We start from the raw sequence: 9,979 nt of genomic DNA, 5'->3' as shown, positions 1-9,979 counted from the left end.
CGGACCGTCGGCGCGGGCGTCGTTGCCAAGATCATCAAGTAAGGGTTTGCCCCCAGGGGCGGATGCGCTTTCCTCCGTGTCCCGCCCAGAGCGTCTGGGTGGGGCAGGGAATAGGTCCAGGCAACACCTTGCTTGCAAGGCGGCCGAAGACCCCTCATAATGCAAGACCACTTCGGACAACGCCTTTGGTCGTTGTCCGGAAAGCGAAATGAGGCGCAGGATGCACCTCGTCTTCGCCGGACAGGGACAGGTCGCAACGGCATCGCCCCCGCCCGCTCCGAATTGCTCGGGGCATCTGCGGCAGGGGCATGTTGTCGCGTTCGTGAATCTCAGTCTGGCGGGTCGGGCAACCGGCCTGCCTTTGTTTTTGAGCGGTATTTGCCCAAGCGTGGGCGGCCCCTCGGAGTTGATTCTTTCCGGGACGGCATTGGATTCAACGAGTTGTGTAACACCAGCGGTACAAAAGGGGGTTCGGCGCACCTAGCCGTCGAGCCTGTCGCTCTTTCTACGAGGAATTTCCGTCATGGCGGATCAGAAAATCCGGATCCGGCTGAAAGCGTTCGATCATCGTCTGATCGACCGTTCGGCCAGCGAGATCGTCGAGACGGCCAAGCGGACGGGCGCGCAAGTGCGCGGCCCCATCCCGCTGCCGACCAAAATCGAACGCTACACCGTCCTGGTGTCGCCGCACGTCGACAAAGACGCGCGCGACCAGTACGAGACCCGCACGCACAAGCGCGTGCTCGACATCGTCGACCCCAACGACAAGACCGTGGACGCGCTGATGAAGCTCGAACTCGCGGCTGGCGTCGACGTCCAGATCAAGCTGACCTGAGGCTGAGACCATGACCGCGAAGAAATATTCGTTGGGCATCGTCGGCCGCAAGGCCGGCATGAGCCGCCTGTTCACCGAAGATGGCAAGTCCATTCCGGTGACCCTGATCGAAGCCACCCCGAACCGCATCGTCCAGATCAAGACCCCGGAATCCGACGGCTATAGCGCCGTGCAGGTCACCGCCGGCGTCAAGCGCGCTGCGCTGATCAACAAGCCGGAAGCCGGTCACCTCGCCAAGGCGAAGGTCGAAGCCGGCCGTGGCCTCTGGGAACTCCGTGTCGAAGCCGACAAGATCGGCGACTTCCAGGTCGGCGGCGAAATCAAGGCCGACATCTTCGAGGTCGGCCAAATCGTCGACGTCCAGGGCGTCACCAAGGGCAAGGGCTTCCAGGGCACGATCAAGCGCTGGAACTTCACCATGGGCGACGCGACGCACGGCAACTCGCTGTCGCACCGTTCGCCGGGTTCGATCGGCCAGCGCCAGACCCCCGGTCGCGTGTTTCCGGGCAAGAAAATGTCCGGTCACATGGGCGCCGAGACGCAGACGACGCAGCGCCTGGAAGTGGTCAAGGTCGACGCCGAGCGCGGCCTGATCGCGATCCGCGGCGCGGTCCCCGGCGCGCCGGGCGGCGACGTCATTGTCCGTCCGACGACGAAGTAAGGGAGACGACAATGGAACTCGCCATCAACAACAGCACCAAGACCGTCTCGGTCTCCGACGCGATCTTCGCCCGCGAATTCAACGAGGATCTGGTCCATCAGGTCGTCGTGGCCTACCGCAATGCCGGTCGCGCCGGCACCAAGGCGCAGAAGACCCGCGCCGAAGTCAACGGCACCACCAAGAAGTCGAAGAAGCAGAAGGGTGGCGGCGCCCGTCACGGCGCCCTGACCGCTCCGATCTTCGTCGGCGGTGGCCGCGCCTTCGCGGCCAAGCCGCGCAGCTTCGCGCAGAAGGTCAACCGCAAGATGTACCGCGCCGCGATCGCCGCGATCCTGTCCGAGCTGAACCGTCAGGGCCGGATCACGATCGTCGAGGCCTTCGACGTCGATGCGCCGAAGACCAGCGGCCTCATCGAGAAGCTGAAGGGCTTCGAGCTCGGCCAGCGCCCGCTGATCGTGACCGAGGACGCTTCCGAGAACCTGTTCCTGTCTTCGCGCAATCTGCCCTACGTGCAGGTCCGCGACGTGCAGGGCCTGGACCCGGTGGCCCTGGTCGGTGCCGACAGCGTCCTGATGACCGCCGATGCGGTCAAGAAGATCGAGGAGTGGCTGGCATGAACGACGCCAAGCTCTACAGCGTGATCCGTGCGCCGCGCGTGTCCGAAAAGACCGTCCGCGCGCAGGAAATTTCCAATCAGTACGCCTTCGAAGTCGCCACCGACGCCACGAAGGCCGACATCAAGGTCGCCGTCGAGAAGCTGTTCGACGTGCAGGTCAAGTCGGTCAACGTGGTCAACGTGAAGGGCAAGAACAAGGCATTCCGTTACCGCAACGGTCGCCGCGGCGACTGGCGCAAGGCCTACGTCACGCTGGCCGAAGGCCAGTCGATCGACGTCACCGCGGTCAAGGTCTGAGGACGCACCGATGCCATTGATGACTTTCAAACCCACTTCTGCCGGCCGCCGCAGCGCGGTCCGTGTGGTCACGCCGGGCCTGCACAAGGGCGCTCCGCACGCCGCGCTGGTCGAGAAGCAGGGCAAGACCGGCGGCCGTAACCACCACGGCCGCATCACCACCCGCCACATCGGCGGTGGTCACAAGCAGCACTACCGCATCATCGACTTCAAGCGCGACAAGGAAGGCATTCCGGCGCGCGTCGAGCGGATCGAGTACGACCCCAACCGCACCGCGCACATCGCGCTGCTGTGCTACGTCGATGGCGAGCGTCGCTACATCATCGCGCCGAAGGGCCTGAAGGCCGGCGACCAGGTGATGTCCAGCAACGATGCCCCGATCAAGGCCGGCAACACGCTGCCGTTGCGCAACATCCCGGTGGGTTCCACCGTGCATTGCATCGAAATGAAGCCGGGCAAGGGCGCCCAGATCGCTCGCGCCGCCGGCGCAGGCGTGCAGCTTGTCGCCCGCGAAGGCATCTACGCGATGCTCCGTCTGCGTTCGGGCGAAATGCGCAAGGTGCCGGCCGAGTGCCGCGCCACCATCGGCGAAGTCGGCAACACCGAACACAACCTCGAGAAGCTCGGCAAGGCCGGTGCGGCGCGCTGGCGCGGCGTCAAGCCGACCGTCCGCGGTGCGGCCATGAACCCGGTCGACCATCCGCACGGCGGTGGCGAGGCGAAGGCCGGCCAGGGCAACCCGCATCCGGTCACGCCCTGGGGCGTGCCGACCAAGGGTTACAAGACCCGCAAGAACAAGCGCACCCAGAAGTTCATCGTGCGCGACCGCAGGAGCTAATCGACCATGGCACGTTCACTCAAGAAGGGTCCGTTCGTCGACCACCATCTCGTCAAGAAGGTGGAGACCGCGGGCAACAACAAGAAGCCGATCAAGACCTGGTCGCGTCGTTCCACCATCCTGCCGGAAATGATCGGGTTCACGATCGCCGTGCACAACGGCAAGAACCACGTGCCGGTGCTCGTCAACGAGAACATGGTCGGCCACAAGCTCGGCGAGTTCGCCCTCACCCGGACCTTCAAGGGTCACGGCGGCGACAAGAAGGGCAAGTAAGGAGATGACCACGATGAAAAATGGTAATGAGGCCAAAGCGATTCTGCGTACGGCCCGCATCTCTCCGCAGAAGGCCCGTCTGGTCGCCGATCAGGTTCGCGGTCTCTCCGCCGAGCGCGCCGTGAACCTGCTCCGTTTCTCGGACAAGAAGGCCGCCGCCATGATCCGCAAGGTCGTGGAGTCCGCCATTGCCAACGCCGAGAACAACCAGGGCGCCGACATCGACCTGCTCAAGGTCAAGGCCATCATGGTCGACGAAGGTCCGGTGCTGAAGCGTTTCATGGCCCGCGCCAAAGGCCGCGGTACCCGCATTCTGAAGCGCACCAGCCACATCACCGTGGTCGTGGGCGAGGGCAAATAAGTATGGGTCACAAAGTACATCCGACCGGTATCCGCCTCGGCATCGCCAAGGACTGGAACTCGAAGTGGTACGCCGGCAAGAAGGAATACGCCGAGTACCTGGCCGCCGATCTCAAGGTTCGCGAGATGCTGCGCAAGAAGCTGGCAGCCGCCGGGATCAGCAAGATCCTGATCGAGCGTCCCGCGAAGACCGCGCGCGTCACCGTGCACACCGCCCGTCCGGGCGTGGTCATTGGCAAGCGTGGTGAGGACATCGAAAAGCTGCGCAAGGAGATCAGCGACGTGATGGGCGTTCCCGCACACATCAACGTCACCGAAGTCCGCAAGCCTGAACTCGATGCCCAGCTCGTGGCCGAATCGATCGCCCAGCAGCTCGAACGCCGCATCATGTTCCGCCGCGCGATGAAGCGCGCCGTCGGCAACGCGATGCGCCTCGGCGCCCTCGGCATCAAGGTCAACGTCGCCGGCCGCCTCAACGGCGCCGAAATCGCGCGTTCGGAGTGGTATCGCGAAGGTCGCGTGCCGCTGCACACCCTGCGCGCCGACGTCGACTACGGCTTTGCCGAAGCGCACACCACCTACGGCGTCATCGGCATCAAGACCTGGATCTACAAGGGCGAGATCTTCGATTTCTCCCAGGTGGGCCAGGAGAAGCAGGACGACTCCCCGCGCAACGAGCGCGGCGACCGTGGCGACCGTAACGATCGCGCCGACCGTCCTCGCGGCCCGCGCCGCGACCGTGAAGCGAGGGATTAATCATGTTGCAACCCAAGCGAACCAAATACCGCAAGATGTTCAAGGGCCGTAACGAAGGCCTGAGCTGGAACGCAAACCAGGTCAGCTTCGGCGAATACGGTCTGAAGGCCACCGCGACCGGTCGTCTGACCGCGCGCCAGATCGAGGCCGCGCGCCGCACGATCAGCCGCTACGTGAAGCGCGGCGGCAAGATGTGGATCCGCGTGTTCCCCGACAAGCCGATCACGCAGAAGCCGATCGAAGTCCGCATGGGCTCCGGCAAGGGCAACGTCGAGTACTGGATCGCGCAGATCCAGCCCGGCCGCATGATCTACGAAATCGAGGGCGTCGATGAGGCGACCGCGCGCGAGGCCTTCCGCCTGGCCGCCGCCAAGCTCTCGGTCACCACCACTTTCGTGACCCGGACGGTGCGCTGATGGAACTGAAACAACTCAAAGCCAAGTCGGCCGCCGAGCTGCAGGCCCATCTGACCGATCTGCACAAGGAGCGCTTCTCGCTTCGCATGCAGAAGGCCACCGGCCAGCTCGCCAAGACCCACGACATTCGTCGCGTGCGCCGTGAAATCGCCCGCGTCAACATGTTGCTCGGTCAGAAGAAGTAAGGACTGACCCATGAACAACACCGAAAAGAAGCAGCGCACGGTCCAGGGCCGCGTCGTCAGCAACAAGATGGACAAGACCGTCACCGTGCTGGTCGAGCGTCAGGTCAAGCACGAGCTGTACGGCAAGTACATCCGTCGCTCGACCAAGCTCCATGCCCACGATGCCGACAACAGCTGCAACGAAGGCGACGTGGTGCGGGTGGCCGAGTGCGCCCCCATGTCGAAGACCAAGAACTGGCGCGTCGTCGAAATCGTCGAACGCGCAGCCGAATAACCGAGGAGCCTGAATCATGATCCAGATGCAGAGCCACCTCGAAGTGGCCGACAACTCCGGTGCGAAGGAAGTGATGTGCATCAAGGTGCTCGGCGGCTCCAAGCGCCGCTACGCGCACATTGGCGACATCATCAAGGTGTCCATCAAGGACGCCATCCCGCGCGGCAAGGTGAAGAAAGGCGAGGTCTACAACGCCGTCGTGGTGCGCACCCGCAAGGGCGTTCGTCGTGCCGACGGCTCGCTGATCCGTTTCGACACCAATGCCGCCGTGCTGCTGAACAACAAGCATGAACCGATCGGTACCCGTATCTTCGGACCGGTGACGCGCGAGCTGCGTTCCGAGAAGTTCATGAAGATCGTCTCGCTCGCGCCCGAAGTGCTCTGAGCGGAGGAACAGACATGAATCGCATCAAGAAAGGCGACCGCGTGGTCGTGACCGCCGGCAAGGACAAGGGCAAGCAGGGCGATGTTGTCAGCGTGGCGGGCGACCGGGTGGTCGTCTCCAACATCAACATCATCAAGCGCCACACCAAGCCGAATCCGCAGGCGGGTCAGCCGGGTGGCGTGATCGAGCGCGAAGCCTCGATCCACATTTCCAACGTCATGCTGTTCAACCCTGCCTCCGGCAAGGGCGAGCGCATCGGTATCAAAAAGCTGGAGGATGGACGCAAACTGCGTGTGTTCCGCTCCAGCGGTGAGGCGGTCGACGCCTGAGGAATGCAAAAATGACGACTCGTCTGGAACAGTTCTACAAGGATGAAGTGGTGCCGAAGCTGATGAAGCAGTTCGGCTACACCAATCCGATGGAAGTGCCGAAGCTGGTGAAGATCACGCTCAACATGGGTGTGGGCGAAGCGGCGGCGAACAAGAAGGTGCTCGAGAACGCGGTGGCCGACATGGCCAAGATCTCCGGCCAGAAGCCGGTGGTCACCAAGGCGCGCGTCTCGGTGGCGTCGTTCAAGATCCGCGACGGTTGGCCGATCGGCTGTAAGGTGACCCTGCGCCGCGCCAAAATGTTTGAGTTCCTCGATCGCCTGGTGAACATCTCGCTGCCCCGCGTCCGCGACTTCCGCGGCGTCTCGGGCCGCGCGTTCGACGGTCGCGGCAACTACAACATGGGCGTGAAGGAACAGATCATCTTCCCGGAAATCGACTTCGACCAGGTCGACGCGCTTCGCGGCATGGATATCGCCATCACCACCACCGCCAAGACCGACGCCGAAGCGAAGGCCTTGCTGGAAGCGTTCCGCTTCCCGTTCCGCAACTAATCCAGGACAGGCATTTCATGGCAAAGACCTCGATGGTGAACCGCGAAGTCAAGCGGGCCAAGCTCGCGAAGAAGTTCGCGGCCAAGCGCGATGCGCTGAAGAAGATCATCAACAGCCAGGACGGCGACTTCGAAGAGAAGATGGCCGCCGCAGCCAAGCTGCAGAAGCTGCCGCGCGATTCCTCGCCGTCCCGCCAGACCCTGCGTTGCGCCCTGACCGGTCGTCCGCGCGGTGTCTATCGCAAGTTCGGCCTGGGCCGCAACAAGCTGCGCGAAGCCACCATGCGCGGCGACGTGCCGGGCCTGCGCAAGGCCAGCTGGTAAGCAGCCCCTGTGGGCTGCTAGACTAGGCGGCTGTTGATTCGAGTGGTTCCGCAGGCCGGCCTGTCCGGCCTGCAGCCGTCTCCGGCGGCGCAATCCCTCCGGGCAACCGGAACTTTCGTGTCAGGCTCCGGTCTGGCGTTCAAAACATACAGATTTCGCGAAAGCGGATATCGGTGCTACTCATAAGGTGACTCTCAATGAGCATGACTGATCCCATCGCCGACATGCTGGTTCGCATCAAGAATGCGGCCGCCGTCGGCAAGCAGACGGTGAAAATGCCGTCTTCGAAGATCAAGGTCGCGATCGGCAACGTTCTCAAGAGCGAAGGCTACATTTCCGATCTGCGCGTGACCGAGAACGGCGCGAAGGCCGAACTCGAGATCGTTCTGAAGTATTACGAAGGCAAGCCGGTCATCGAGCGCCTGCATCGCGTGTCGCGCTCCGGTCTGCGCCAGTATCGTGGCAAGGACGCGCTGCCGAAGGTTCTCGGCGGTCTCGGCGTTGCCATCATTTCAACCTCCAAGGGCATCATGACCGATGCGCAGGCGCGCCAGCAGGGCGTCGGCGGTGAAGTCCTGTGCTTCGTGGCGTAAGGAGAGCTCGCCCATGTCTCGCGTCGCCAAAAAGCCTATCGCCCTTCCGAAGGGTGTCGAATTCAACGTCCAGTCCGACAACGTGAGCGTCAAGGGCCCGAAGGGCACCCTGTCGATCGCGAAGCCCGCCGGCATCGAAGTCAAGATCGAAGACGGCAATGCCCAGCTCTCGGCCAACGACGACTCGCTGATCCCGCTGACCGGCACCCTCCGCGCCATCCTCGCCAACATGGTGCATGGCGTGAGCCAGGGCTTCGAGCGCAAGCTCGATCTCGTCGGCGTCGGTTACCGCGCCTCGATGCAGGGCAAGGATCTGAGCCTCGCGCTCGGCTTCTCGCACCCGGTCGTGTTCCCCGCGCCGGAAGGCATCACCATTGCCACCCCGACCCAGACCGAAATCGTGGTTTCGGGCGCCGACAAGCAGCGCGTCGGCGAAGTCGCGGCGAAGATCCGCGCGTTCCGTCCGCCGGAACCCTACAAGGGCAAGGGCGTGAAGTACTCCGACGAAACCATCATTCGCAAAGAAGCCAAGAAGGCCTAATCGGGCCTATCCGCTTCCGAAGGATCAAGATCATGAGCAGCATCAAGAACACTGCCCGCCTGCGTCGCGCCAAATCCACGCGCGCGCATATCCGCGAACTCGGCGTGCCGCGCCTGACCGTGCTTCGCACCGGTCAGCATCTCTACGCCCAGGTGTTCACCGCCGACGGCTCCAAGGTGCTGGCTGCGGCCAATACCTTGCAGGCCGCGGTCGGCGATGGCCTGAAAAGCAAGAAGAACAGTGAAGCCGCCGCCAAGGTGGGCCGTCTGATCGCCGAGAAGGCCAAGGCCGCCGGCGTCGAGAAGGTCGCTTTCGATCGTTCGGGCTACCGCTATCACGGTCGCATCAAGGCGCTCGCCGAAGCCGCCCGCGAAGGTGGTCTGCAGTTCTGAGCAATATTGAACGGACGGGGCTTTGGCCCCATCCGTCGTCTCACCTGCCGATGTAGGCGACATCGGGCGCGTCCTCCGGTTCCGGGCGGCGCGAAACATCCGGTCCACATCACAACCATAAGCGGCGCAGCCGCAAATTTCCCATCACCAACGAGATATCGAAATGGCAGAACAACGTGAACCGCGGGGCCGCGATCGCGATCGCAACCGCGAAGAAGTCGACGATGGCATGATCGAGAAGCTGATCGCGGTCAACCGCGTCAGCAAGACCGTCAAGGGCGGTCGCCAGTTCACCTTCACCGCGCTGACGGTGGTGGGCGACGGCGCTGGCAAGGTCGGTTTTGGTTACGGCAAGGCGCGCGAAGTGCCGGTCGCGATCCAGAAGTCGATGGAATACGCCCGCAAGAACATGAGCAACGTCGACCTGAACAACGGCACCCTGTGGCACGCGGTCAAGTCCGGCCATGGTGCGGCGCACGTGTTCATGCAGCCCGCTTCCGAAGGTACCGGCGTGATCGCCGGCGGCGCGATGCGCGCCGTGCTCGAAGCGGTCGGCGTGAAGAACGTGCTGGCCAAGGCTACCGGCTCGCGCAACCCGATCAATCTGGTTCGCGCCACGCTGAAGGGTCTCGAATCCATGCAGTCGCCGACCCGCATCGCGGCCAAGCGCGGCAAGAAGGCGGAGGATCTCCTCAATGGCTGATTCCAAGAACGGCACCGTCAAGGTTCGCCTGGTCAAGGGTCTGCGCGGTACCCAGGCACGTCACCGCCTGTCGGTCAAGGCGCTCGGCCTGAACAAACTCAATGATGTCCGCGAGCTGAAGGACAGCCCGCAGGTGCGTGGCCTCATCACGCAACTGCACTATCTCGTTCGCGTCGAGGAGTGATCGATATGCGTCTCAATACTCTCAAGCCCGCCGACGGCGCCCGCAAGGAACGCACCCGTGTCGGTCGTGGTATCGGTTCCGGTCTCGGCAAGACTGCAGGCCGCGGCCACAAGGGTTCGTTCGCGCGCGCCGGCAAGGGCAAGATCAAGGCCGGCTTCGAAGGCGGCCAGATGCCCATGCAGCGCCGTCTTCCCAAGATCGGCTTCCGCTCGAAGATGGCGAAAGATACGGCCGAAGTGCTGCTGTACCAGCTGGACAAGCTGGAAGGCACCATCGACCTCGCCGCACTCCGCGCTGCGAAGCTGGTCCCGAGCGACGCGAAGAAGGCCAAGATCGTCAAGAAGGGCGAGCTGACCAAGAAGCTCGTGATCAAGGGTCTCGCGGCGACGGCTGGCGCCAAGGCGGCGATCGAAGCCGCCGGCGGCAGCGTCGAGGAGTAATCGAAGCATGGCGCGAAGCGCGAA

The 9,979-nt window shown here is 63.5% G+C and carries 21 protein-coding genes; all 21 read left to right on the top strand.

Features of this window, described 5'->3' with window-relative positions; translation table 11 throughout:
* Nucleotides 1-523: 523 nt before the first annotated feature.
* The 21 genes from rpsJ to rplO all read left to right on the top strand — a co-directional run bounded on the left by rpsJ (nucleotide 524) and on the right by rplO (nucleotide 9,955).
* Complete coding sequence (gene rpsJ / locus ABD974_RS09210) at nucleotides 524-835, top strand: 30S ribosomal protein S10 (RefSeq protein WP_005408208.1); 312 nt, start codon at nucleotides 524-526, stop codon at nucleotides 833-835.
* A gap of 10 nt (nucleotides 836-845) precedes the next feature.
* Nucleotides 846-1,496: a 50S ribosomal protein L3 gene (rplC, locus tag ABD974_RS09205; protein WP_345303011.1), complete on the top strand. Its 651-nt coding sequence runs from the start codon at nucleotides 846-848 to the stop codon at nucleotides 1,494-1,496.
* A gap of 11 nt (nucleotides 1,497-1,507) precedes the next feature.
* Complete coding sequence (gene rplD / locus ABD974_RS09200) at nucleotides 1,508-2,113, top strand: 50S ribosomal protein L4 (RefSeq protein WP_345303010.1); 606 nt, start codon at nucleotides 1,508-1,510, stop codon at nucleotides 2,111-2,113.
* Nucleotides 2,110-2,409, top strand: a complete 300-nt coding sequence (gene rplW / locus ABD974_RS09195) for a 50S ribosomal protein L23 (protein WP_345303009.1) — start codon at nucleotides 2,110-2,112, stop codon at nucleotides 2,407-2,409. The genes rplD and rplW overlap by 4 nt, the downstream gene beginning before the upstream one ends.
* 10 nt (nucleotides 2,410-2,419) lie before the next feature.
* Complete coding sequence (gene rplB, locus ABD974_RS09190) at nucleotides 2,420-3,247, top strand: 50S ribosomal protein L2 (protein ID WP_345303008.1); 828 nt, start codon at nucleotides 2,420-2,422, stop codon at nucleotides 3,245-3,247.
* A 6-nt stretch (nucleotides 3,248-3,253) separates the two neighbouring features.
* Nucleotides 3,254-3,520 (top strand): 30S ribosomal protein S19, encoded by a 267-nt coding sequence (gene rpsS / locus ABD974_RS09185; protein WP_345303007.1) that lies wholly within the window; start codon nucleotides 3,254-3,256, stop codon nucleotides 3,518-3,520.
* Nucleotides 3,521-3,533: 13 nt separating this feature from the next.
* Nucleotides 3,534-3,881: a 50S ribosomal protein L22 gene (gene rplV / locus ABD974_RS09180; protein ID WP_345303022.1), complete on the top strand. Its 348-nt coding sequence runs from the start codon at nucleotides 3,534-3,536 to the stop codon at nucleotides 3,879-3,881.
* Between the two features lie 2 nt (nucleotides 3,882-3,883).
* Nucleotides 3,884-4,636, top strand: coding sequence for a 30S ribosomal protein S3 (gene rpsC / locus ABD974_RS09175; RefSeq protein ID WP_345303006.1), 753 nt, complete (start codon nucleotides 3,884-3,886; stop codon nucleotides 4,634-4,636).
* 2 nt (nucleotides 4,637-4,638) lie between these two features.
* Nucleotides 4,639-5,052, top strand: coding sequence for a 50S ribosomal protein L16 (gene rplP / locus ABD974_RS09170; protein WP_345303005.1), 414 nt, complete (start codon nucleotides 4,639-4,641; stop codon nucleotides 5,050-5,052).
* The gene (gene rpmC / locus ABD974_RS09165; RefSeq protein WP_345303004.1) at nucleotides 5,052-5,237 is read left to right on the top strand and encodes a 50S ribosomal protein L29; all 186 of its coding nucleotides are present in this window, start codon (nucleotides 5,052-5,054) and stop codon (nucleotides 5,235-5,237) included. The genes rplP and rpmC overlap by 1 nt, the downstream gene beginning before the upstream one ends.
* A 10-nt stretch (nucleotides 5,238-5,247) precedes the next feature.
* Nucleotides 5,248-5,511 (top strand): 30S ribosomal protein S17, encoded by a 264-nt coding sequence (rpsQ, locus tag ABD974_RS09160; RefSeq protein ID WP_345303003.1) that lies wholly within the window; start codon nucleotides 5,248-5,250, stop codon nucleotides 5,509-5,511.
* Nucleotides 5,512-5,527: 16 nt separating this feature from the next.
* Nucleotides 5,528-5,896: a 50S ribosomal protein L14 gene (gene rplN / locus ABD974_RS09155; protein WP_345303002.1), complete on the top strand. Its 369-nt coding sequence runs from the start codon at nucleotides 5,528-5,530 to the stop codon at nucleotides 5,894-5,896.
* 14 nt (nucleotides 5,897-5,910) lie between these two features.
* Nucleotides 5,911-6,225, top strand: a complete 315-nt coding sequence (rplX, locus tag ABD974_RS09150; protein ID WP_345303001.1) for a 50S ribosomal protein L24 — start codon at nucleotides 5,911-5,913, stop codon at nucleotides 6,223-6,225.
* Between the two features lie 11 nt (nucleotides 6,226-6,236).
* Nucleotides 6,237-6,779 carry a 50S ribosomal protein L5 gene (rplE, locus tag ABD974_RS09145; protein ID WP_345303000.1) on the top strand — a complete coding sequence of 181 codons (543 nt, stop codon included), beginning with the start codon at nucleotides 6,237-6,239 and terminating at the stop codon, nucleotides 6,777-6,779.
* 17 nt (nucleotides 6,780-6,796) lie between these two features.
* Complete coding sequence (gene rpsN, locus ABD974_RS09140; protein WP_345302999.1) at nucleotides 6,797-7,102, top strand: 30S ribosomal protein S14; 306 nt, start codon at nucleotides 6,797-6,799, stop codon at nucleotides 7,100-7,102.
* A gap of 197 nt (nucleotides 7,103-7,299) precedes the next feature.
* A complete protein-coding gene (gene rpsH, locus ABD974_RS09135) occupies nucleotides 7,300-7,695 on the top strand; it encodes a 30S ribosomal protein S8 (RefSeq protein ID WP_345302998.1) in 396 nt (131 codons plus the stop codon).
* Nucleotides 7,696-7,708: 13 nt separating this feature from the next.
* Nucleotides 7,709-8,236 (top strand): 50S ribosomal protein L6, encoded by a 528-nt coding sequence (rplF, locus tag ABD974_RS09130; RefSeq protein WP_345302997.1) that lies wholly within the window; start codon nucleotides 7,709-7,711, stop codon nucleotides 8,234-8,236.
* 32 nt (nucleotides 8,237-8,268) lie between these two features.
* Nucleotides 8,269-8,628, top strand: coding sequence for a 50S ribosomal protein L18 (rplR, locus tag ABD974_RS09125; RefSeq protein ID WP_345302996.1), 360 nt, complete (start codon nucleotides 8,269-8,271; stop codon nucleotides 8,626-8,628).
* A 163-nt stretch (nucleotides 8,629-8,791) separates the two neighbouring features.
* Complete coding sequence (rpsE, locus tag ABD974_RS09120; protein WP_345302995.1) at nucleotides 8,792-9,331, top strand: 30S ribosomal protein S5; 540 nt, start codon at nucleotides 8,792-8,794, stop codon at nucleotides 9,329-9,331.
* Nucleotides 9,324-9,515 (top strand): 50S ribosomal protein L30, encoded by a 192-nt coding sequence (gene rpmD / locus ABD974_RS09115; RefSeq protein ID WP_137851375.1) that lies wholly within the window; start codon nucleotides 9,324-9,326, stop codon nucleotides 9,513-9,515. Before rpsE ends, rpmD begins: the two co-directional genes overlap by 8 nt.
* Nucleotides 9,515-9,955: a 50S ribosomal protein L15 gene (gene rplO, locus ABD974_RS09110; protein WP_345303021.1), complete on the top strand. Its 441-nt coding sequence runs from the start codon at nucleotides 9,515-9,517 to the stop codon at nucleotides 9,953-9,955. The genes rpmD and rplO overlap by 1 nt, the downstream gene beginning before the upstream one ends.
* Nucleotides 9,956-9,979 lie beyond the last annotated feature (24 nt).

The sequence above is a fragment of the Lysobacter hankyongensis genome, from assembly GCF_039543145.1.
Taxonomy (GTDB): domain Bacteria; phylum Pseudomonadota; class Gammaproteobacteria; order Xanthomonadales; family Xanthomonadaceae; genus Lysobacter_I; species Lysobacter_I hankyongensis.
This window is presented reverse-complemented; position numbering and strand designations above follow the sequence as displayed.

What these genes read in the sequence shown, in the direction of transcription:
- rpsJ (WP_005408208.1), top strand. Translation starts at nt 524, where the DNA reads ATGGCGGATCAGAAAATCCGGATCCGGCTGAAAGCGTTCGATCATCGT.
- rplC (WP_345303011.1), top strand. Translation starts at nt 846, where the DNA reads ATGACCGCGAAGAAATATTCGTTGGGCATCGTCGGCCGCAAGGCCGGC.
- rplD (WP_345303010.1), top strand. Translation starts at nt 1,508, where the DNA reads ATGGAACTCGCCATCAACAACAGCACCAAGACCGTCTCGGTCTCCGAC.
- rplW (WP_345303009.1), top strand. Translation starts at nt 2,110, where the DNA reads ATGAACGACGCCAAGCTCTACAGCGTGATCCGTGCGCCGCGCGTGTCC.
- rplB (WP_345303008.1), top strand. Translation starts at nt 2,420, where the DNA reads ATGCCATTGATGACTTTCAAACCCACTTCTGCCGGCCGCCGCAGCGCG.
- rpsS (WP_345303007.1), top strand. Translation starts at nt 3,254, where the DNA reads ATGGCACGTTCACTCAAGAAGGGTCCGTTCGTCGACCACCATCTCGTC.
- rplV (WP_345303022.1), top strand. Translation starts at nt 3,534, where the DNA reads ATGAAAAATGGTAATGAGGCCAAAGCGATTCTGCGTACGGCCCGCATC.
- rpsC (WP_345303006.1), top strand. Translation starts at nt 3,884, where the DNA reads ATGGGTCACAAAGTACATCCGACCGGTATCCGCCTCGGCATCGCCAAG.
- rplP (WP_345303005.1), top strand. Translation starts at nt 4,639, where the DNA reads ATGTTGCAACCCAAGCGAACCAAATACCGCAAGATGTTCAAGGGCCGT.
- rpmC (WP_345303004.1), top strand. Translation starts at nt 5,052, where the DNA reads ATGGAACTGAAACAACTCAAAGCCAAGTCGGCCGCCGAGCTGCAGGCC.
- rpsQ (WP_345303003.1), top strand. Translation starts at nt 5,248, where the DNA reads ATGAACAACACCGAAAAGAAGCAGCGCACGGTCCAGGGCCGCGTCGTC.
- rplN (WP_345303002.1), top strand. Translation starts at nt 5,528, where the DNA reads ATGATCCAGATGCAGAGCCACCTCGAAGTGGCCGACAACTCCGGTGCG.
- rplX (WP_345303001.1), top strand. Translation starts at nt 5,911, where the DNA reads ATGAATCGCATCAAGAAAGGCGACCGCGTGGTCGTGACCGCCGGCAAG.
- rplE (WP_345303000.1), top strand. Translation starts at nt 6,237, where the DNA reads ATGACGACTCGTCTGGAACAGTTCTACAAGGATGAAGTGGTGCCGAAG.
- rpsN (WP_345302999.1), top strand. Translation starts at nt 6,797, where the DNA reads ATGGCAAAGACCTCGATGGTGAACCGCGAAGTCAAGCGGGCCAAGCTC.
- rpsH (WP_345302998.1), top strand. Translation starts at nt 7,300, where the DNA reads ATGAGCATGACTGATCCCATCGCCGACATGCTGGTTCGCATCAAGAAT.
- rplF (WP_345302997.1), top strand. Translation starts at nt 7,709, where the DNA reads ATGTCTCGCGTCGCCAAAAAGCCTATCGCCCTTCCGAAGGGTGTCGAA.
- rplR (WP_345302996.1), top strand. Translation starts at nt 8,269, where the DNA reads ATGAGCAGCATCAAGAACACTGCCCGCCTGCGTCGCGCCAAATCCACG.
- rpsE (WP_345302995.1), top strand. Translation starts at nt 8,792, where the DNA reads ATGGCAGAACAACGTGAACCGCGGGGCCGCGATCGCGATCGCAACCGC.
- rpmD (WP_137851375.1), top strand. Translation starts at nt 9,324, where the DNA reads ATGGCTGATTCCAAGAACGGCACCGTCAAGGTTCGCCTGGTCAAGGGT.